Here is a 19,290-nt window from a genome sequence, read left to right as displayed (position 1 = left end):
ATCCCGGGCATGACTGACATGCCTGAGGACGCGCCCCTCGCAGCCCTGCTTCCCGCCACGCGCCGGTCGCTGCTCCACCGGATTGCGGTCGCCCAGGCAGACGGGCGGTCGCCTTCGCTGGTGGCGGCCGTGGCCCGGGGCGGAGAGATCGTCTGGGAGGGTTCCCGGACGATGATGCCCGGGCACGGCCCCGACGGTGATGTCCAGTACCGGATCGGTTCGATCACCAAGACCTTCACAGCGGTGCTGGTGCTGCGGCTGCGGGACGAGGGGCTGCTGGACCTCGGCGACCCCCTGGGGAAGTACCTTCCGGGCACCGGAGCGGGCGAGGTGACCATTGCTCAACTGCTCTCGCACACGGCGGGTCTGGCGGCCGAGACCCCCGGCGAGTGGTGGGAGCGGACGCCCGCCGAGCTGCGGCCCGGTCTGGCGGACGTACTGGGCGCGCAGCCGTTCCGGCAGCCGCCCGGGCGCCGGCACCACTACTCCAACCCCGGCTACACCCTGCTGGGTTCGCTCATCGAGGCAGTCCGGGGCAGGCCCTGGGCCGAGGTGCTACAGGCCGAGGTACTGGAACCGCTCGGGCTGGACCGCACGGGCGTGCATCCGGAGCAGCCGCATGCGGGTGGCTGGGCGGTGCATCCATGGGCGGACGTGATGATGCCGGAGCCCGCGGAGGATCTGGGTCTGATGGCCGCGGCCGGTCAACTGTGGTCGACCACCCGGGACTTGGCGCGGTTCGCGGTGTTCCTGATGCAGGGGGACGACCGGGTGCTGGGCGCGGATTCGGTGCGTGAGATGCGTACGGCGGCCTCGCCGCCCGAGCCGGGGATCGCCGACGGGGGCTATGGCCTCGGCCTTCAGCTGCTGGAATCGGGCGGCCGGAAGCTGGCCGGGCACAGCGGCTCGCTGCCGGGGTTCGTGGCCGGGCTGTGGTTCGGTGAGTCGGACGATGTGGCGGCGGTGGTGCTGGCCAACTGCACCTCGGGGCTGCCCGCGTCGACGGTGGCGACGGATCTGGTGCGCCTGGTGGCCGAGGCGGAGCCGCGGATCCCGGAGCCGTGGCGGCCGTTCCGGGAAGCGGATCCGGTGGCGCTGGAGCTGGTCGGTCCCTGGTACTGGGGAGCCGCGCCGTTCGTGCTACGGCTGACGGCCGACGGGCTGCTGGAGCTGACCCCGGTGGGTGCGACGGGCCGGGCCGCCCGGTTCCGGTCCGCCCCGGACGGTACCTGGACGGGGCTGGCGGGCTACTACGCGGGTGAGCAGCTGCGGGCGGTGCGCCGGCCCGATGGCACGGTCGGCCATCTGGACCTGTGCTCGTTCGTGTTCACGCGGCAGCCCTACGCCCCGGATGCCCCGGTGCCCGGCGGGGTGGACCCGGAGGGCTGGCGGGGCATCGGCTAGGCATCGGGCGGGCGGTTCAGAGCGGGAGCTTGAAGCCGAGGTGGGAGGCGGTGAAGCCGAGGCGCTCGTAGAAGCGGTGGGCGTCGGTGCGGCTCACGTCGGAGGTGAGCTGAACCAGAGCGCAGTTCTCCCGGCGGGACTCCTCGATCGCCCATTCCATGAACAGGGTGCCGAGGCCGCTGCCGCGTTCGTCGGCGTGGACGCGGACACCCTCGACGATGGAACGGGTCGACCCCTTGCGCGACAGGCCGGGGACGATGGTGAGCTGGAGGGTGCCGACCACGCGTGCGCCGCGTACGGCGACCACGATGCGCTGGTGGGGGTCCTTCGTGATGCGCCGGAGCGCGTCCTGGTACGGGGTGAGGTCCTCGGGGGACTCGCGGGTGGCGCCGAGCGGATCGTCGGCGAGCATGGCGACGATCGCGGGCAGGTCGTCCTCGGTGGCGGGCCGGATGGTCAGGTCGGTCATGGCGGTGCCGTTCCTTCTGGTGTGCGGGTCAGGCTGCGACGGTGAGGGGTGCGAAGCGGCGGGACCAGATGCCCGGCAGGGCGGGGAGCGAGCGGGTCATCACCGTGTTGCCGGCGATGGGCTCCAGGCCGCAGGCGGTCAGCCAGCTCAGCAGGTCCTCGTGCCGTACGTCGATATCGGTCCGCAGGGGCCGGTCGGTGCCGGCGGCGAGGGCGGTGACCAGGGCCTTGGCCGTTTCGGTCTCGGCGGCGATCAGCGGGCCGATCACGTCGCTGTCGGTATTGGGCCAGGCCGCGGCGTAGCCGGTCAGGGCGCCGCTGCGGTCCTCGGAGACCAGCAGTCGGCGGGAGAAGGCCGGGAGCCGGGCGAGCAGGTGGGTCCGGTCGGTGCCGTGGACCTCGTGGTCCAGGCGCACGATCTGCGGCAGGTCGGCGGCGACGGCGGGCCGGACCCGGGAGGTGTCGATACCGGGCTCGGGACGGAAGGTGCCGCGGAGCATCTCGGCATGGCCGACGGCGGTGAAGCCGAGCTGCTCGTACAGGGGGCGGCCATAGGGGGTGGCATGGAGGGTGAGCGGGATGCCCTTGAGGATCCCGTCGCACACCTGGGTCATCAGGTGCCGGCCGAGGCCCTGGCGGGCATAGCGCTCGGCGACGAGGACCATGCCGATGGCCGCGAGGTCGGGTGCCGTGCCATAGCGCGTGACCGTGCAGGCGGCGGCCAGGCCCCGTCCGTCGGGTGCGTCGATGCCGTACCCGGTGCCCGCAGTAAGCAGCAAGGCCCATTTGTGGTCTTCGCGATGCCAGCCGCGGTCCACGGAGAGGTCGGTGCAGTGGGCGAGATCGTCCACGGTCAGCGGGCGGATCGGGCGGTCGGTGAGGTGTGATGGTGTCACCGGCCCAGAGTGGATCACCGGCTGAGGGGCGTCCAGAGGATTTGATGTTTCACGTGAAACACGGTGTTTCACGTGAAACGGACCCACTAGCCTCGAGGGCTATGACCCGCCTGCATCTCTTCGACCTCGACGGCACTCTGATGTACGGATCAGCGGCGCCGGTGGAGTTGTCCCGGCAGCTGGGTCTGCTGGCGGAGATCGCGGACCTGGAGCGGGCATTCAGCGCACGGGAGATCGGACCGCCGGAGTTTGCGGTGGGGGTGCACGCGCTGTGGGCGCATCTGACCCCCGCGCATGTCCGGGCCGCGTTCGAGGGAGCACCGTGGCTGGCGGGCATCCGCGAAGTCTGGCGGGAGATCCGCGCACGGGGCGAGTACTGCGCGGTGATCTCGCTCTCCCCGTCCTTCTTCGTGGAGCTCCTGCTGGAGTGGGGTGCGCATGCGGCGCATGGCTCGGTCTTCCCGGAGGTGCCCTTCACCCGGCCGGTGGATGTGACCGGGATCCTTACGCCGGAGGACAAGCTGACGGTCGCGGACCGGCTGTGCAAGCGGTTCGGACTGGACCGGGCGGACTGTGTGGCCTACGGGGATTCGATGACCGATGCCGTGCTCTTCGGGGCGGTGCCGGTCTCGGTGGCGGTGAATGCCCGGCCGTATCTCGCGGAGCGTGCCACCCACGTGTACCAGGGCCGGGACCTTCGGGAGGCATATCAGCTGGTGACTGTGGCACGCCCGGGAGTTGAGACATCGTAAGGGGGAAGTGGGTTCGAAGCGTGGATTTTGCGCAAATGCCCGCGGGGCCGGTGCCCGGCTGGCATGCTGCGAAGCCATGGAGCCCTCCCCCGATGCCGTGCTCATCCGCCGCACCCTCACGGAGATAGCGCCCGTTGCCGACAAGGTGACCTCCTACTTCTATGCGCTGGTGTTCACGCGTCACCCCGAAGTGCGGTCGATGTTCCCGGCGGCGATGGACGCCCAGCGCGACCGGCTGCTGAAAGCGTTGCTCACCGCGGCCGAGCACATCGACGACCCGGAGGTGCTCACCCCCTATCTGCGCCGGCTGGGCATGGGACACCGTAAGTACGGCACCCAGGCCGCGCACTATCCGGTGGTCGGCGAGGCACTGATCGGGGCCCTGTCTCGCTACGCCGAGCGGACCTGGGGGCCGGAGGCAGAGGCCGCGTGGGTGCGGGCGTACACGGCGATCTCTCAGATCATGATCGATGCGGCGGCACAGGACGAGCATCATGCCCCGGCCTGGTGGCAGGCCGAGGTGGTCTCCCACGATCTGCGGACCGCGGACATCGCAGTGGTGACGGTCCGTCCCGACCGGCCGTACCCCTTCCTGGCGGGGCAGTACGCGAGCCTGGAGACCCCGTGGTGGCCCCGGGTGTGGCGGCACTACTCCTTCGCTTCGGCACCACGGGCAGACGGGCTGCTGTCCTTCCACGTCAAGGCGGTGCCGGCGGGCTGGGTCTCCAATGCCCTGGTCCGGCACGCCCGGCCGGGGGACGTGCTGCGGCTGGGTCCGCCGGCCGGTTCGATGGTGGTGGACCACAGCACGGACAACGGAATGCTCTGCCTGGGAGGTGGCACCGGCATCGCCCCGATCAAGGCGTTGATCGAGGACGTGGCCGAGCACGGTGAGCGGCGTCCGGTGGAGGTGTTCTTCGGGGCCCGCTGCGATAGCGACCTGTACGACAAGGACACCCTGCTGGGCCTCCAGCGTTCGCATCCGTGGCTGTCGGTACGTCCCGTGGTGGGTGACGGGCTGGCCGGGCAGCTGCCCCAGGCGGTGGGCAAGCACGGGCCGTGGAACTCGTACGACGCGTTCATATCGGGTCCGCCCGGGCTGATCCGGAGCGGGGTGGATGCGCTGGAGCGGATCGGGATACCGAGAGAACGGATTCGGCACGACGCGGTCGAGGAGCTGGCCGGAGCGGGTGTAGCGGGCTGAGGGGCCGGGCCCCTCAGCCCGCTGGGGGTTCAGCTCGGGTGGATTCAGCCCAGGTCGGGCGCGTGCATGGCGCGGACGCCCTCGATGTTTCCGTCGAGGTAGTGCCGCAGGGACAGTGGGACCAGATGGACCGCGGCGATACCGACCCGGGTGAACGGCACCCGGACGATCTCGTATTCGCCTTCCGGATGTTCGACCTCGGGGCCATGGCGCAGGCTGGGGTCCATGGATTCGAGGCGGCAGACGAAGAAGTGCTGCACCTTGCAGCCCGTCACGCCGCCGGAGGCGATGTGTTCGACGGTGTCCACGAAACAGGGCACCACATCGGTGATTTTTGCGCCGAGCTCCTCATGGACCTCGCGGTGCAGGGCGTCGACGACGGTGGCGTCGGAGGCCTCCACCCCGCCGCCGGGAGTCAGCCAGTACGGGTCGAGTCCGGGCTTGGTGCGCTTGATCAGGATCAGGTCATCACCGTCGAGCAAGATCGCGCGGGCGGTGCGTTTGACCACGGGACGTTCGGTCATGGGAGAAGAGTGGCCCAGTCCTCCGGTTCTGAAACGCTTCCGGTCCATCGGCGGCGGTGGGTTCCGGCTCAGCGGTCGTCGGCCGGCCCGGCTTCCCCGGCCTCACCGAGCGCGCTGTCCAGAGCCCTGAGCACATCGGCGACCAGATCCTCGGTGTCCTCGGCGCCGGCAGAGAAGCGGATGAAGCCCTCGGGGACGGCGTCCCCGCCCCAGCGCCCCCGTCGTTCCGCGGTGGACCGGACCCCGCCGAAGCTGGTGGCGTCCTCGACCAGGGTCAGCTCCCGCAGGAAGCGGTCGGCGTGCGCGCGGTCGGAGAGGGTGAAGGAGACCACCGAGCCATAACCGTGCATCTGCCGGGTGGCGGTCTTGTGCGAGGGGTCGGTGGGCAGGCCCGGGTAGCGGAGTCCTGCCACGTCGGGACGGGTGGCCAGGGCCTCGGCGACGGCGAGCGCATTGGCCCACTGGCGGAGGGTGCGCAGCTGGAGGGTGGCGAGGGAGCGGTGGGCGAGCCAGGCCTCCATGGGGCCGGGGATCGCGCCGACGATCTTGCGCCACTGCCGGACCCGGACGGCGAGTTCGGGGGTCCGGCAGACGACGTAGCCGAGCAACAGGTCTCCGTGGCCGGTGAGCCCCTTGGTGCCGCTGGCCACGGAGAAGTCCGCGCCGAGTTCCAGGGGCCGCTGGCCGAGCGGGGTGGCGAGGGTGTTGTCGACGGCGACCAGGGTGCCGCCGGCGTGGGCGGCTTCGGTCAGCCGCCGGATGTCGCACACGTCGAGCCCCGGGTTGGAGGGGGATTCGATCCACAGCAGCCGGGCTCCGTCGAGCACCTCGAGCTGCGCGTCCGCGGCGGTGGGCGCGGTGCGCACCTGGACCCCGTAGGCCTGGAGCTGATCGCGGACCAGGGGCAGGGCCTGGTAGCCGTCGTCGGGCAGTACCACGGTGTCGCCGGCGCGAGCCTGGGAGAGCAGCACGGCGGAGACGGCGGCCATACCGGAGGCGAAGACGACCGTCTCCGGGGGACCGGGGTGCCCCGCGGTGCCGGCGGAGCCGTCGCGGGGTGCTTCCAGTTCCCCGATGGCCCGTTCCAGCAGGGTCCAGGTGGGGTTGGCGTCGCGGGCGTAGGTGTACGGGCCGTCGACCTCGCCGGGCAGGTGGAAGTGCGAGGCGAAGACCGGTCCGGGCAGGGTGGGCTGGTTCTTGACCGGCTCGGGGAGACCGGCGCGGACGGCCCTGGTGCCCTCACCGAGAGCAGAGCCGCGCGGGGGTGGGGGGAGGAGGTCATGTGTTCTGTTCCTTCACTGCCAGGCGTACGGCTTCCAGTAGACCGGCGCTCGCGGCCTCGACCAGTTCCAGGCAGTCCTCGAAACCGTCGAGCCCGCCGTAGTAGGGGTCGGGCACGTCCATGCCCGCTTCGCCGCCGGTGGGGTCGGCGGCCGGGTCGTACGAGCGCAACAGCCGCACCTTGGCGGCGTCCGCAGGGGTGGGGGCCAGCCGGCGGAGGTCGCGCAGGTGGCCGGTGTCCAGGGCTATGACAAGGTCGAGTTCGGCGAACCAGGCGGCCCGGAACTGGCGGGCCCGGTGGTCCTGCGGGTAGCCGGCGGATTCGAGGACGGAGACGGTGCGCGGGTCGGCGCCGTCGCCCTCGTGCCAGCCGCCGGTGCCGGCACTGTCGACCAGGACCAGGCCGTCCAGGCCGGCCTCGGTGACGTGTGCGCGGAAGACCGACTCGGCCATCGGCGAGCGGCAGATGTTTCCGGTGCAGACGAAGCAGACGCGGTACACGGGCGGCTCAGCTCCGGTCGGGCAGGGCCAGGTTCACGGCCCAGGAGACGATGGAGATGATCAGGGCGCCGACCACGGCGCTCCAGAAGCCCTCGACATGGAACTCGATGTTCAGCTTGCCGGCCAGCCAGGAGGTGAGCATCAGCATCAGAGCGTTCACGACCAGGGTGAACAATCCGAGGGTGAGGATGAACAGCGGCAGCGAGAGCAGCTTCACCACCGGCTTGACGATGAGGTTCACCAGTCCGAAGACCAGTGCGACCAGGATCAGGGCAATGGCCTTGTCGCCGGTGCTCGCCCCGGTCAGGGTGATGCCGGAGACCAGCCAGATGGCCACGGCCAGGGCGGCTGCGTTGGCGAGCGTCTTGACTACGAAGTTCGTCATGAGACCGATCGTTGCAGAGAAGCGGAAGAAAGGGTCACGAGGAGCATGAAGGCGTTCCGGCTGGATGAGCTCGAAGCGGAGCGGATCGCGAACGAGGGCGCGTACCTGCAGTTCCTGAAGGAGCGGAACATGTCCGTGGGGCTGTACGCGCTCGATGCCGGACAGATGGATCCGCAGGCACCGCACCGTCAGGACGAGGTGTACTTCGTGGTCAGCGGCCGGGGTTCGATCACCGTGGGAGAGGAGACGACGACGGTGGCCCGGGGCAGCGTGGTCTATGTTCCGGCCGGGGTGCCCCACAGGTTCCACCACATCAGCGAGGACCTGAAGGTGCTGGTGGTGTTCTCTCCCCCGGAGGGCTGAGGGTCGCCCCCGGTGTCCCCTTAAGGGGCGGATCAGGGAACTGCGGGGGCCTGCGGGCCCCTTTTCCGAGGCCCGCGCTCCTAGCATCGAAGGCAGGAAAGCACAGACGAAGTCACGGACGACGTCACAGGCGAAGTCTCAGATGGGGAAGAGGTCGTGGACATGGACGGCATTCGGCAGATATTCGCAGGCATGCCCTGGTGGGTGAAGTGGGTCGCCGTTCCGCTGCTGGCCCTGTTCGTGTTCGGCGGCGTCATCACCAGCGTCCTGGGTGCGCTCATCGGTCTGGTGTTCAAACTGCTGCTGTTCGTCGCCCTCGTCGGCGGTCTGGTGTTCGTCGTCAAGAAGTTCACCGGGGCCGGCAGCGGCACGAAGTCCTCTTCGACAGACTGGTAGGCCCCGGGGCCCGTGGGGCCCCGGAAGCCTCACGGGAAGCCCGTGAAGACCTGTCGGAGCCCGCGGGATTAACCCAGGTGAGGGAACGTGCACCGGCAAACGCCTCACACGCCCGGACTCGGCGGATAGAGTGGCAATCTGTGCCGAACCTGGGCACCGCAGCCGGTCATACCGGTTCTGACCCGCGGCTTAGTCACGTGATCGCCCGCCGAGCATGACCCCCAGGAGATTCGGCGCATGCGGGGGCGGCCCCCGCAGGGCGGGTCCCGCAAGGCCCGCCGCCACGCCTGGGGGTGAGCTTTGTCTTCGGTTCACAATGCCGCTGTACCGACCCTGATCGGTTCGGTGCAACGGGCGCTGAGACTGCTCGAAGCCGTCGGTTCCCATAGTGAGGGAGCCCCGGCGAAACAACTGGCACGCGAGGCCGGGCTCCCGCTTCCCACCGCGTACCACCTGCTGCGCACGCTCACCCATGAGGGCTATCTGCGCCGGGAGAGCGGGGTGTTCGTGCTTGGCGACGCAGCCGGTCGGCTGGCCGGTGGCGGATTGCAGCAGAAACGTCGCAGCATGATCCTCGATTCGCTCGCCCACTTCCGGGACGTGGTCGGGGCACCCGTCTACTTCGCGGTCTACCGCGAGGGTGAAATCGAGGTGGTCGGGGCCGCGGACACCCCGAACCATCCCGCCTGCGAGGAATGGGCCGCCTTCCGGGAGACCGGGCATGCGCACGCCATCGGACAGTGCCTGCTCAGCCAGCTCGACGAAAAGGCCCGCCTGGATCATTACGACCGTCACCCGGTGGCCGCGATCACTCCCTACACCGTCGCGGACATGCGCGCGATGGAACAGCGAATTTCCGCCATGGAGCGGATGCAGCCGGTTACAGAGCGTCAGGAGTACGCCCTGGGCGTCGTGTGTGCGGCGATCCCGATCACGGCCGGCGATACCGCCGCAACCATGGCCATTTCCCTACCTCTGCACCAAGAGGACCGGTTGCTGTATGCAGTCGATCGGCTACGCAGTGAAGTAGGCGCGCTGTTGAGCACGCTCTCCTTCTCTATCAGTATCTGAAAACTCACTCCTTGTGATCTGCTAGCCCGTCCACCACGATTGTCAAGAGGGCCTTGGGGGACCATTCCTGGCCACTTCAAACACTGTGGGGTAGGCATGCGCGAGTCTGTACAGGCAGAGGTCATGATGAGCTTCCTCGTCTCGGAGGAACTCTCGTTCCGGATCCCGGTGGAACTCCGGTACGACGCTCGTGACCCCTACGCAGTACGCCTGACCTTCCACCTCCCCGGCGATGCGCCCGTGACCTGGGCGTTCGGCAGGGAGCTGCTCCTCGACGGCATCAACAAGCCATGCGGCGACGGTGATGTGCACATCGCCCCCACCGATCCCGAGGAGCTCTCCGATGTCCACATCCGGCTTCAGGTCGGCAGCGACCGGGCCCTGTTCCGGGCCGGCGCGGCACCGCTGGTCGCCTTCCTCGACCGCACCGACCGGATCGTGCCGCTCGGTCAGGAGCGCAACCTCGGCGATTTCGAGGAGCACCTCGACGACGCCCTCGGCAAGATCCTCGCCGGGGCGCAGCAGAACGAACAGAACGCCGGCTGAGCTGCCGGCCGAGCCGTCGGCTGGGCAGAGGCCGGCCCGCCCACCCGGCGTACGTTCAGCGCTTGCGCCGACGGCGGCCCCGACCGCCGAGGACCGTACCCGAACCGGCCGAACGGGCCGAACGGGCCGAACCGGTAGCCCCGGCCAGGGCTTCCGGCCGGTCCGCCGAGACCACCAGTGCCGCCAGTACGGTGGTCACCGGAACCGAGGCCACCAGCCCGATGGAGCCCACCAGGGTCCGGACGATCTCCTCCGCGACCAGCTCGCTGTTGGCCACCGCCCCCATGCTGCTGTTGGCGATCGAGAACAGCAGCAGCAGCGGGAGGGCCGCACCCGCATAGGCGAGGATCAGGGTGTTGACTACGGATGCGATGTGGTCGCGTCCGATCCGGATCCCCGCCCGGTACAGCTCGCGCGGTCCCATCCTGGGATCGGCCTGGTGCAGTTCCCAGACGGCCGACGTCTGGGTGATCGTCACATCGTCGAGTACGCCGAGGGATCCGATGATCACACCGGCGAGCAGCAGGCCGCTCATGTCGATGTCCGGGTAGAGCCCATGGATGAGCCCGGTGTTGTCGTCGGTGTTGCCGGTCAGGAACGCCCAGTCGATCAGCGCTGAGCCCATCAGTCCGATCAGCAGCAGGGAGACCAGCGTGCCGAGTACGGCGACCGAGGTGCGGGCGGTCAGGCCGTGGCACATGTAGAGGGCGATCAGCATGATGGCGCTCGCCCCGACCACCGCGACGACCAGTGGGTTCGAGCCCTGCAGGATGGCGGGCAGGATAAACAGGGTCAGGATGCCAAAGCTGATTGCAAGTGCGACCAGAGCGAACAGTCCGCGGAGTCGGCCCACCGCGACCACCACCAGGGCAAAGACGGCGGCGAGCAGCGCGATCGGCATCTTCCGGTTGACGTCGATCACCGAGTACTGCAGGTCCCGCGGGGCGTCCGGGGCGTACGCGACGACCACACCCTGACCCTTCTCCAGCTGTCGCGGGGCGCCGGGTTGGACGACCTCGACAAAGGTCCGGCCGCGGTCCGGGCCGGTGCCGATCTCGACCGTGGCCTTCTTGCAGGTTCCGGTCTGCCCGGCTTGCGCCTCGCGCCCCTGCGGCGTGTTGGGGTTCGCTGTCGGAGGCACCTGCGCGGCATTTACTGATGCACAGTCAACTGTTTGCAGGTCGGTGACGGTGGCCTGCTGGGTCTGCCGGTCGAAGCCGACTCCGGTGCGCTCGTGCGCGGGTGCACCGCCCGGCCACAGGACCACCAGGCCGACCAGGACGGCGGTGGCGAAGGGCACCAGGACGGCGGCGATCACCCTGCGGAGATGCCGCGAGACGGGAGCCGCAGGACCGTGCCCATGCCCATGGCTGTGCCCGTGACTGTGGCCCTGGCTCTGACCGTGGCTCTGACCGTGCCCGTGGCTGTGACCGTTGCCACTTCCGTGACCGCTGGGGTCCATGGGGTCCGTGGGGTCGCTGGGGGGCTGAGGCAAGGAGGTCACCGACCGATCATCGCAAGAGATGAGGGGGCCCACTGTTCAGCACGCCACACATGACGCTAGCGTGGGGGCTACTTTGCACAACGCGGGAGCTCGGAGCACCGGGCTGAGAGGGCGCTGATCACCGTACGCACGTACGGGAGGAGGCTGCGTCGACCGCCGAACCTGTTACCGGGTAATGCCGGCGTAGGGAGATAGGTCTCATGACCATTCAGGATGCACGCACGCCTGCCACCAGCCAGGACGGCCAGGACAGCCAGGCCGCTCAGGCCGACCGCAAGCCGGGCTGGCACAAGGGATATGTCACGGGATCCCGCCCCGACATCCAGGTGCCGGTCCGCCAGGTCCATCTGACCACCGGCCGCGATGTCACGCTGTACGACACCTCCGGCCCGTACACCGACCCGCAGATCGAGACCGACGTCCGGCGCGGACTCGCGCCGCTCCGCGAGAACTGGATCATCGGCCGCGGCGACACCGAGGAGTACGCGGGACGCCCCGTGCGCCCTGAGGACGACGGCATCAAGCACACCTCGCCCCGCGGCGGCCTCAAGAACCTCGACGCGGTCTTCCCGGGCCGCCCGCGCCAGCCCCGCCGGGGCCGGGGCGGCGCCGCGGTCACGCAGCTCGCGTACGCCCGCCGCGGCGAGATCACGCCGGAGATGGAGTACGTCGCGATCCGCGAGAACGTCTCCCCCGAGGTCGTCCGCGAGGAGATCGCCGCCGGCCGCGCCGTGCTCCCGGCGAACGTGAACCACCCGGAGATCGAGCCGATGATCATCGGCAAGCGCTTCCTGGTGAAGGTCAACGCCAACATCGGCAACTCCGCCGTCACCTCCTCCATCGAGGAGGAGGTGGAGAAGATGACCTGGGCCACCCGCTGGGGCGCCGACACGGTCATGGACCTCTCCACCGGCCGCAACATCCACACCACCCGCGAGTGGGTGCTGCGCAACTCCCCCGTCCCGATCGGCACCGTGCCCCTCTACCAGGCCCTGGAGAAGGTCGACGGCCGCGCCGAGGACCTGACCTGGGAGATCTACAAGGACACGGTCATCGAGCAGGCCGAGCAGGGCGTCGACTACATGACGGTGCACGCCGGCGTGCTGCTGCCGTACGTCCCGCTGACCGCCCGCCGCAAGACCGGCATCGTCTCCCGCGGCGGCTCGATCATGGCGGCCTGGTGCCTGGCGCACCACAAGGAGAACTTCCTCTACACGAACTTCGAGGAGCTCTGCGACATCCTGGCGACGTACGACGTCACGTACTCGCTGGGCGACGGCCTGCGCCCCGGCTCCATCGCGGACGCCAACGACGCGGCGCAGTTCGCCGAGCTGAAGACGCTGGGCGAGCTGAACACGATCGCCAAGCGGCACAACGTCCAGACGATGATCGAGGGCCCGGGCCATGTCCCGATGCACAAGATCAAGGAGAACATCGACCTCCAGCAGGAGATCTGCGAGGAGGCGCCGTTCTACACCCTGGGCCCGCTGACCACGGACGTCGCCCCGGCCTACGACCACATCACCTCGGGCATCGGCGCCGCGATGATCGCCTGGTGGGGCACGGCGATGCTCTGCTACGTGACGCCCAAGGAGCACCTGGGCCTGCCCAACCGCGACGACGTGAAGACCGGTGTCATCACGTACAAGATCGCGGCGCATGCGGCAGACCTGGCCAAGGGCCACCCGGGGGCCCAGGAGTGGGATGACGCCCTGTCGGACGCCCGCTTCGAGTTCCGCTGGGAGGACCAGTTCAACCTGGCCCTGGACCCGGACACGGCCCGTGAGTTCCACGACGAGACGCTTCCGGCCGAGCCGGCCAAGACCGCGCACTTCTGCTCCATGTGCGGGCCGAAGTTCTGCTCGATGAAGATCTCCCAGGACATCCGCCGTGAGCACGGCGGGGACCTGAAGGCCGACGAGATCCAGGCGGGCATGGCGGAGAAGTCCGCGGAGTTCGCGGCTGCGGGCAACCGCGTGTACCTGCCGCTGGCCGACTGACCTGCGCGAACGAGGCTGGCCGACGGCATCCGGGGGGAGTCGTCGGCCAGCCTTCGTCTTTCGTTGGGCTGATCCAGCTGACAGCTGATAGCTGACGCCCAGTCAGTGCACCCCCCCCTCTCCCGTGCCACCCCTACCTGAGGCAGACCACCTCGACCCGCTGGACCAGGTTGTTGCCGAAGCCGCCCCGGTTCCAGGGGGCCGCGAGCGGCTGGGTGTGCCCGGCGGCGTCGGTGGCGCGGACGGTGAGGCGGAACGAGCCCGGCGTCGCCGTCCAGCTGGTGCGCCACGCGGCCCACGCCCAGGGCCGTGCCAGGTCGGCGGTCACCTCGGCGTCGGTCCAACTCTCCTCGCCGTCGCTACTGACCTCCACGAGGACCACCGGGCCGTGCCCGGACCAGGCGCGCCCGGCGAGCGGGACGGGTCCGGGCCGGACGACCCGGGTGCGGGACATGAAGTCGGGGAAGCCGGGCGGAATCATCAGGGCACGAGGCGCGATGACCTCCACGGGCTCCCCCGGCTCGTCCGGGATCTGCCGGTAGCGGTAGGCGACGGCCTGCTGGAAGCCGGTGAAGGGGGTGTCGGTGACGGTGATGTCACGCAGCCACTTGACGCTCGCCATGCCGTACCAGCCGGGCACGACAAGGCGCAGCGGGTGGCCGTGCTGGGGCGGCAGCGGAGCGCCGTTCATGGCGTACGCCACCAGCACGCCCCGGGCCGGATCGGTCGCCATGTCGAGCGGGAGGCCGCGCTGGTAGTCCTGCTCGGTGCCGCGTTCGACACCGTGGTCGGCGCCGGTGAAGACGGCCTCGACGGCGCCCTCGACGATCCCCGCCTCGGCGAGCAGGTCGGCCAGCGGGACGCCGGTCCAGTCGGCGGTGCCGACGGCCTCGACGAGCCAGGGCTGGCTGACGGGGCGGGGCGCGAGCCGGGCCCGGCCGTTGCCCGCGCACTCCAGGGTGACTCGGTGGGTGACCGGCGGACGCGCCCGCAGGGCCGTCAGGTCGAGGGAGAGGGGGCGGCGGACGAGTCCTCCGACCGTCAGCCGCCACGCGTCGGCGTCGGCAGAGGGGATGTCGTAGTGGACCAGGACGTAGTGGAGGCCGGGCGGGCTGGTGTCGTAGCGCAGGGCTTCGAGTGGTAGGCCGTGGTTGCGGGCGGCGAGGGCCAGCTCCGCGGTGCTGATCCCCTCGTCGGGTCCGGCGACGCGGCCCGGCGCGCTGACGTCCCTGAGATCCGGGATGCCGTCCATGTCTTCATGATGCGCCGCCGTCCGGCTCCTCTCATCCGCTGGCCTTCGCGGCTGCGGGCAACCGGGTCTACCGGCCGCTGGCCGACTGACCGCCGCACCGACCGGGCAGCGCCGTGTACTGCTGCGCCAGGGGTTGAGCTGGAGTGCACTCCAGCTCGTAGGGTGCGCCGGTATGACGATGCGATACAGGAACTTGGGCGGGACCGGCATCGAGGTGAGCGTGCACTGCCTCGGCACGATGATGTTCGGGGCGGTCGGCAACCCCGATCACGACGACTGCGTAGAGATCATCCACGCGGCCCTCGACGAGGGCATCAACTTCGTCGACACCGCCGACATGTACTCCGCGGGGGAGTCCGAGACGATCGTCGGCAAGGCGCTCAAGGGGCGCCGGCGCGAGGATGTCGTCCTCGCCACCAAGGGCCACTTCCCCCTGGGCGAGGGCCGCAACCGGAGCGGGAACTCGCGGCGCTGGCTGGTGCAGGCGGTGGAGGACAGCCTCACCCGGCTCGGCACGGACTGGATCGACCTGTACCAGGTGCACCGGCCCGACCCCCGGACGGACATCGAGGAAACCCTCGGGGTGCTGGGGGACCTCGTGCGGGCGGGGAAGATACGCGCCTTCGGCTGCTCCACCTTCCCCGCCGAGGAGATCGCCGAGTCCCACCACGTGGCCGAGCGGCGCGGGCTGGCGCGCTTCAGGACCGAGCAGCCGCCCTACTCGATCCTCGCGCGCGGAGTGGAGAAGGACGTGCTGCCCACCGCCCGCAAGTACGGGATGGGGGTGCTGACCTGGAGCCCGCTGGCCTCCGGATTCCTCAGCGGGGCGTACCGGCCGGGCCGGGACGTGGACCTGAGCAGCGGGCGGGCCGCCCTGACGCCGGCCCGCTTCGATCCTGCCGTCCCCGGCAACCTGGCCAAGCTGGCGGCTGCCGGAGAGCTGATCGAGGTGGCGGAGAGCATCGGGTGCAGCCTGCCGGAGCTCGCCGTCGCCTTCCCGCTCGTCCACCCGGCGGTCACCTCGGTGATCATCGGGCCGCGCACCATGGAGCAGCTCCGCTCCCTGGTGAAGGGGGTGTCGGTGGTTCCGGACGACGAGACCCTCGACCGGATCGACGCGATCGTGCCGCCCGGTACGAACCTGTACCACCCGGACGGCGCCTGGCGGCCCGCCGCACTGACCGAGCCCGCCCTGCGGCGGCGCCCCGTCGGAGACCGGTAGCCCCCAGAGGCGCGAGCCCCGACCGGCCCGCTACTCCCGGCCGTGCTCGGGGCCGCCGAAGTCCGGACTGGTGAAGTCCGGGGCCGTATAGCCGGGCCGGGACCCCTGTGAGGGCGATCCCGGGCTGGTGAAGTCGGGCCGGGTGTAGCCCAGATCGGGGATGCGCCCGGCCTTCGGCGTACGCGGTACGGGAACCCCGGCCGGCCCCGGATCGGCCAGTGCCTCCCGCAGGAACGGCACGATGCCCCGCTCCAGCAGGGCGTGCCGCCAGGCCTCGCGGGCCTGCACCACCTCGTGCGGGACCGTCTCGGCCGCATCGGCGGCCACTTCCGTGGCCCGGTTGCGGACGGCCGTGACCAGCAGCCCGACCACCGCGAACAGCAGGGCCACCACGGTCAGGGCTCCGAACAGCCATCCGGCGGTGAGGATCGTTTCGGCGAAGGCGGGCTCGGGGTCGAGCATCTTCATGATCCAGCCCACCAGGAGGAAGATCACCATGGCGGTGCCGGCCAGGACGGGGGCCAGCACCGCGACCATCGCGCCGATCCCTGCTCCGGCCGGGCCGTCCGCCGCGACATCGGCCGTCGCCGAGTGCGCCGCGAGGGCGGCCTCGCGCAGTTCGCCCCGTACTTTCACGTAATGGTCGTACTCGGTGGCGGCGGCGGTGGTCAGCAGCACACTGGCGTTGGTCGCCATGGTGCGTAGCTGCTCCGCGTTGAGGCGTTCGCCGAGCGCGGTGAGCTCGGGCCGATCGTGCGCAGTGCGCAGTACTTCGTCGAGGAGTCGATCGAACTCCGGGCGGTCTTCGGCCAGCAGGTGCCCAGCGTTGTTCATGTGCATCCCCCGATGCTCCGAAGGGGCCGGTGCCGCCCGCGCGACACACCGGGCGACCGGCACAAACGGAGGAGAGCCTGCTACGGATAGAGCGATGGTAGAGCGATCGCGCCATCCACTGACAGGGGCTTTCAGGAAATGGCAACCATCAGTCGTTCAACGGAAGTTGTACGACCAGGAGTTTCCCGGCCATGGTCACTCCGCCGTCCATGGCGATCGCGAGGCCGTCCGCGTACACATGGGGGCCGTCCACCGCCTCCGGTCCGCGGCTTTCGTCGCCGTCCTCGGTGCCGACCTCGCCCAGCAGGTAGGGGATGGGGCTGTGCCCGTGCACCACGCGCCCGCCGCCGTAGGTGTCCAGCAGTTCGCGGACCGCGAGGGGGCCGGCGTCCTGGTCGCGGAAGGCGAACCGCTTGGTGAACTTGCGGAACAGGTCCCAGGTCTCGTCCGCGTCGTTCAGGTTGAGCAGCTCGTGGATCTTGTCGTTGACATCCTCGATGGAGTCGCCGTAGTCGAGGTAGGCGGTGGTGTCGGAGTGCAGCAGCAGGTGGCCGTCCTCCAGGGCTGCCGCGTCCAGCCGGGACATCCACTGGAGGTGGACGTCCTCCAGGCGCTCCATGTCGGTGCGCTGGCCGCCGTTGAGCAGCCAGGCGGCCTGGAAGGTGGCGGTGCCGGCGCCGGAGGAGACGGGGGTGTCCCCGAAGCGCTTGGCACCGATCAGCAGGAGTTCGTGATTGCCCATCAGGGCCTTGCAGTAGCCGCCGGCGGCGGCGGCCTCGGCGGACAGCCGCATCACGAGGTCGATGACGCCGATGCCGTCGGGGCCGCGGTCGGTGAAGTCGCCGAGGAACCAGAGCCGGGCGGTGCCGGCGGACCAGCGGCCGTCGGCGTCGATGAGGCCCTGGGCGTGGAGTTCGGTGACGAGCTCGTCGAGGTAGCCGTGGACGTCGCCGACCACGTAGAGCGGGCCGGGTCCGGTGCCCTGCTCCGGGGCGTCCTGGGGGACGTACTGGACCTGGACGGTGTCCCCGGGGCCGCCGGCCGCGCCGCGGCCGATGACCGGGAGGTCGCGCTGGGTGGGGGTGTAGCCCTCGGGCTCCTCGTACTCCTCGTACGGCTCGGGGCCCGCCTGGTTCACCGGCTCGGGTCCGTCGTACGCGGGCCGGTACGCCTGCTGGGGCGGTACGGCCGGATGTCCGGCGGCGGGCACGGCGGGCGGCACGGCGGGCGGTACGGCCGGTGGCACGGGGGCGGAGTCCTCGTAATAGGCGGGGTATTCGCCGTACACGGGTGCCTCGGTGACGGCCGGGACCGTGGGGACCTGGAAGTCCCGCAGCGTGTCCGTCCGCATCACGGGTCCCTGACCGGCCCCCTGAGTCATCGACCCCTCCACCACCGTCGCGCTGCCGTACACCTGCGGACCCTCCTGCCCTCCTCGGCGGAGGGTCCGTGATGTCGTGCGCCCATCATAGGAATGCAGCTCGCGCTCTGTGACGCACCAGGGGTGGTGAATCCTGGGCGGAAGCGCGCCTTCCGCCTATTTTCTCCCGAATTGCCTCAGTCGCGGGCCGGCGAGCGGGGCGGACTGACGGTGGTCCGGGGCCGCCTGCGCTGCGAAGAAGTCCTGACGATCAGTTCGGTCGGGACCACCTGCTCCACCGGCCGGCCGGTGTCGACCCCCTCGATCGCATCGATCAGGAGCTGCACCACGGCGGTTCCGATCCGGCGCGGTTTGAGGGAGAGGGTGGTGATCGGCGGCTCGGTGTTCGCGTACACGGTGGACTCGCTGCAGCACACCAGCAGCAGGTCCTCGGGGACGCGCAGGCCGTAGCGGCGGGCGGCGGCCAGCAGGTCCGTGCCGTTGGGGTCGAAGAGCCCGTAGACGGCGTCGGGGCGGTCGGGCCGGGCGAGCAGCCGGTCGGCGGCCACGGCTCCGGCGCAGGGGTCGTGGGCGGGGTAGGACTCGTAGACGGGGTCCTGGCCGACCCGGTCGCACCAGTTGAGGTAGGCGGTGGTGGAGAGCCGGGTGTAGGTGTCGGTGGTGGTGCCGGTGAGCAGTCCGATCCGGCGGGCGCCGGCGGCGGCGAGGTGGTCGAGCAGGTTGAGGACGGCCGCTTCGTGGTCGTTGTCGACCCAGGCGGTGACGGGGAGGGAGCCGGCCGGGCGCCCGTCGGAGACCACCGGCAGGCCCTGGCGGACGAGCTCGGTGACCACGGGGTCGTGGTCGGAGGGGTCGATGACCACGGTGCCGTCGAGGGCCACGTTGGACCAGACGTCGTGACGGGAGGTGGCGGGGAGGATGACCAGGGCGTAGCCGCGGGCGAGCGCGGCGGAGGTGGCGGCCCGGGCCATCTCGGCGAAGTAGGCGAACTCGGTGAAGGTGAAAGGTTCATCCCCGTACGTCGTCACGGTCAGGCCGATCAGGCCGGATTTGCCGGTACGGAGGGTGCGAGCGGCGGCGGAGGGGCGATAGCCCAGTCGGTCGGCGACCTCGCGGACGTGGCGGCGGGTGGCGTCCGGGAGCCGGCCCTTGCCATTGAGCGCGTCGGAGACGGTTGTGATCGAGACGCCGGCCGCGGCGGCCACGTCCCTGATGCCGGCCCGGCCCTGTCGGCCGGCGGCCCGCCGGGTGGTCTCGGTCCGGCTCACCTGATGCTTCCCTGCTGCTGTCATGGCGAGCCGATAGT

General features: G+C 70.3%; 19 protein-coding genes, 1 pseudogene and 1 riboswitch. Of the genes and pseudogenes, 9 read left to right on the top strand and 11 right to left on the bottom strand.

Translation table 11 applies throughout. From position 1 onward, the window contains the following. The first annotated feature begins 9 nt into the window (after window positions 1-9). Window positions 10-1,404, top strand: coding sequence for a serine hydrolase domain-containing protein (locus DEJ50_RS16320; protein WP_150208723.1), 1,395 nt, complete (start codon window positions 10-12; stop codon window positions 1,402-1,404). A gap of 16 nt (window positions 1,405-1,420) precedes the next feature. Here DEJ50_RS16320 and DEJ50_RS16315 read toward each other — a convergent pair whose 3' ends face one another. Together DEJ50_RS16315 and DEJ50_RS16310 are read right to left on the bottom strand one after the other, a co-directional pair. Beyond that, window positions 1,421-1,873, bottom strand: coding sequence for a GNAT family N-acetyltransferase (locus DEJ50_RS16315; protein WP_150208722.1), 453 nt, complete (start codon window positions 1,871-1,873; stop codon window positions 1,421-1,423). A 28-nt stretch (window positions 1,874-1,901) separates the two neighbouring features. Next, a complete protein-coding gene (locus DEJ50_RS16310; RefSeq protein ID WP_150208721.1) occupies window positions 1,902-2,768 on the bottom strand; it encodes a GNAT family N-acetyltransferase in 867 nt (288 codons plus the stop codon). A 101-nt stretch (window positions 2,769-2,869) separates the two neighbouring features. On the opposite strand from DEJ50_RS16310, the gene DEJ50_RS16305 reads away from it, so the two are divergent. Next, window positions 2,870-3,520 (top strand): HAD family hydrolase, encoded by a 651-nt coding sequence (locus DEJ50_RS16305; RefSeq protein WP_150208720.1) that lies wholly within the window; start codon window positions 2,870-2,872, stop codon window positions 3,518-3,520. Beyond that, window positions 3,489-4,724 (top strand): globin domain-containing protein, encoded by a 1,236-nt coding sequence (locus DEJ50_RS16300; protein ID WP_411757680.1) that lies wholly within the window; start codon window positions 3,489-3,491, stop codon window positions 4,722-4,724. Before DEJ50_RS16305 ends, DEJ50_RS16300 begins: the two co-directional genes overlap by 32 nt. 44 nt (window positions 4,725-4,768) lie before the next feature. Here the strand turns inward: DEJ50_RS16300 and DEJ50_RS16295 are convergent, their stop codons facing one another. From DEJ50_RS16295 to DEJ50_RS16280, 4 genes and pseudogenes are all read right to left on the bottom strand, one after another. Beyond that, window positions 4,769-5,248 (bottom strand): NUDIX domain-containing protein, encoded by a 480-nt coding sequence (locus DEJ50_RS16295; protein ID WP_150208719.1) that lies wholly within the window; start codon window positions 5,246-5,248, stop codon window positions 4,769-4,771. 68 nt (window positions 5,249-5,316) lie between these two features. Next, a pseudogene (locus DEJ50_RS16290) lies at window positions 5,317-6,501 on the bottom strand (cystathionine gamma-lyase); the annotation flags it as partial. 25 nt (window positions 6,502-6,526) lie between these two features. Continuing rightward, on the bottom strand, window positions 6,527-6,982 hold the full coding sequence (locus DEJ50_RS16285) for a low molecular weight protein-tyrosine-phosphatase (protein WP_190344965.1): 456 nt from the start codon (window positions 6,980-6,982) through the stop codon (window positions 6,527-6,529). Between the two features lie 55 nt (window positions 6,983-7,037). After that, window positions 7,038-7,415, bottom strand: a complete 378-nt coding sequence (locus DEJ50_RS16280; RefSeq protein WP_150208717.1) for a phage holin family protein — start codon at window positions 7,413-7,415, stop codon at window positions 7,038-7,040. A gap of 45 nt (window positions 7,416-7,460) precedes the next feature. Here DEJ50_RS16280 and DEJ50_RS16275 point away from each other — a divergent pair, with 45 nt between their 5' ends. From DEJ50_RS16275 to DEJ50_RS16260, 4 genes are all read left to right on the top strand, one after another. Then, window positions 7,461-7,778: a cupin domain-containing protein gene (locus tag DEJ50_RS16275; protein WP_150208716.1), complete on the top strand. Its 318-nt coding sequence runs from the start codon at window positions 7,461-7,463 to the stop codon at window positions 7,776-7,778. Between the two features lie 171 nt (window positions 7,779-7,949). After that, window positions 7,950-8,174 carry a DUF5326 family protein gene (locus DEJ50_RS16270; protein WP_150212168.1) on the top strand — a complete coding sequence of 75 codons (225 nt, stop codon included), beginning with the start codon at window positions 7,950-7,952 and terminating at the stop codon, window positions 8,172-8,174. A gap of 300 nt (window positions 8,175-8,474) precedes the next feature. Next, complete coding sequence (locus DEJ50_RS16265; protein ID WP_190344537.1) at window positions 8,475-9,245, top strand: IclR family transcriptional regulator; 771 nt, start codon at window positions 8,475-8,477, stop codon at window positions 9,243-9,245. A gap of 96 nt (window positions 9,246-9,341) precedes the next feature. Beyond that, the gene (locus DEJ50_RS16260) at window positions 9,342-9,791 is read left to right on the top strand and encodes an SsgA family sporulation/cell division regulator (RefSeq protein ID WP_150208715.1); all 450 of its coding nucleotides are present in this window, start codon (window positions 9,342-9,344) and stop codon (window positions 9,789-9,791) included. Between the two features lie 55 nt (window positions 9,792-9,846). Here the strand turns inward: DEJ50_RS16260 and DEJ50_RS16255 are convergent, their stop codons facing one another. Continuing rightward, a complete protein-coding gene (locus DEJ50_RS16255) occupies window positions 9,847-11,328 on the bottom strand; it encodes a YibE/F family protein (protein ID WP_411757611.1) in 1,482 nt (493 codons plus the stop codon). A 39-nt stretch (window positions 11,329-11,367) separates the two neighbouring features. Then, window positions 11,368-11,502: riboswitch (TPP riboswitch) on the top strand. Here DEJ50_RS16255 and thiC point away from each other — a divergent pair. Next, entirely contained in the window at window positions 11,496-13,295 is a 1,800-nt protein-coding gene (gene thiC / locus DEJ50_RS16250) for a phosphomethylpyrimidine synthase ThiC (RefSeq protein ID WP_150208713.1), read from the top strand. (Overlaps the previous riboswitch by 7 nt.) Window positions 13,296-13,428: 133 nt before the next feature. Here thiC and DEJ50_RS16245 read toward each other — a convergent pair whose 3' ends face one another. Beyond that, on the bottom strand, window positions 13,429-14,547 hold the full coding sequence (locus tag DEJ50_RS16245; RefSeq protein ID WP_150208712.1) for a sulfite oxidase: 1,119 nt from the start codon (window positions 14,545-14,547) through the stop codon (window positions 13,429-13,431). Between the two features lie 178 nt (window positions 14,548-14,725). Here DEJ50_RS16245 and DEJ50_RS16240 point away from each other — a divergent pair, with 178 nt between their 5' ends. Next, window positions 14,726-15,769 carry an aldo/keto reductase gene (locus tag DEJ50_RS16240; RefSeq protein WP_150212166.1) on the top strand — a complete coding sequence of 348 codons (1,044 nt, stop codon included), beginning with the start codon at window positions 14,726-14,728 and terminating at the stop codon, window positions 15,767-15,769. Window positions 15,770-15,799: 30 nt separating this feature from the next. On the opposite strand, the gene DEJ50_RS16235 is transcribed toward DEJ50_RS16240, so the two are convergent. The 3 genes from DEJ50_RS16235 to DEJ50_RS16225 all read right to left on the bottom strand — a co-directional run bounded on the left by DEJ50_RS16235 (window position 15,800) and on the right by DEJ50_RS16225 (window position 19,276). Then, the gene (locus DEJ50_RS16235; RefSeq protein ID WP_150208711.1) at window positions 15,800-16,609 is read right to left on the bottom strand and encodes a hypothetical protein; all 810 of its coding nucleotides are present in this window, start codon (window positions 16,607-16,609) and stop codon (window positions 15,800-15,802) included. A 142-nt stretch (window positions 16,610-16,751) separates the two neighbouring features. Next, window positions 16,752-17,999 (bottom strand): metallophosphoesterase, encoded by a 1,248-nt coding sequence (locus DEJ50_RS16230; protein ID WP_150212165.1) that lies wholly within the window; start codon window positions 17,997-17,999, stop codon window positions 16,752-16,754. A gap of 161 nt (window positions 18,000-18,160) precedes the next feature. Beyond that, window positions 18,161-19,276, bottom strand: coding sequence for a LacI family DNA-binding transcriptional regulator (locus DEJ50_RS16225; RefSeq protein WP_150208710.1), 1,116 nt, complete (start codon window positions 19,274-19,276; stop codon window positions 18,161-18,163). Between the last annotated feature and the right edge of the window lie 14 nt (window positions 19,277-19,290).

It is taken from the genome of Streptomyces venezuelae, from assembly GCF_008642295.1.
Classification (GTDB): domain Bacteria; phylum Actinomycetota; class Actinomycetes; order Streptomycetales; family Streptomycetaceae; genus Streptomyces; species Streptomyces venezuelae_C.
Note: the sequence above shows the minus strand (reverse complement) of the source record. Positions and strands in the feature narration are given on the sequence as shown.

Coding starts and splice junctions, on each gene's coding strand:
- DEJ50_RS16320 (WP_150208723.1), top strand. CDS start 10: ATGACTGACATGCCTGAGGACGCGCCCCTCGCAGCCCTGCTTCCCGCC.
- DEJ50_RS16315 (WP_150208722.1), bottom strand. CDS start 1,873: ATGACCGACCTGACCATCCGGCCCGCCACCGAGGACGACCTGCCCGCG.
- DEJ50_RS16305 (WP_150208720.1), top strand. CDS start 2,870: ATGACCCGCCTGCATCTCTTCGACCTCGACGGCACTCTGATGTACGGA.
- DEJ50_RS16295 (WP_150208719.1), bottom strand. CDS start 5,248: ATGACCGAACGTCCCGTGGTCAAACGCACCGCCCGCGCGATCTTGCTC.
- DEJ50_RS16285 (WP_190344965.1), bottom strand. CDS start 6,982: ATGGCCGAGTCGGTCTTCCGCGCACACGTCACCGAGGCCGGCCTGGAC.
- DEJ50_RS16280 (WP_150208717.1), bottom strand. CDS start 7,415: ATGACGAACTTCGTAGTCAAGACGCTCGCCAACGCAGCCGCCCTGGCC.
- DEJ50_RS16275 (WP_150208716.1), top strand. CDS start 7,461: ATGAAGGCGTTCCGGCTGGATGAGCTCGAAGCGGAGCGGATCGCGAAC.
- DEJ50_RS16260 (WP_150208715.1), top strand. CDS start 9,342: ATGCGCGAGTCTGTACAGGCAGAGGTCATGATGAGCTTCCTCGTCTCG.
- thiC (WP_150208713.1), top strand. CDS start 11,496: ATGACCATTCAGGATGCACGCACGCCTGCCACCAGCCAGGACGGCCAG.
- DEJ50_RS16245 (WP_150208712.1), bottom strand. CDS start 14,547: ATGGACGGCATCCCGGATCTCAGGGACGTCAGCGCGCCGGGCCGCGTC.
- DEJ50_RS16240 (WP_150212166.1), top strand. CDS start 14,726: ATGCGATACAGGAACTTGGGCGGGACCGGCATCGAGGTGAGCGTGCAC.
- DEJ50_RS16235 (WP_150208711.1), bottom strand. CDS start 16,609: ATGCACATGAACAACGCTGGGCACCTGCTGGCCGAAGACCGCCCGGAG.
- DEJ50_RS16225 (WP_150208710.1), bottom strand. CDS start 19,276: ATGACAGCAGCAGGGAAGCATCAGGTGAGCCGGACCGAGACCACCCGG.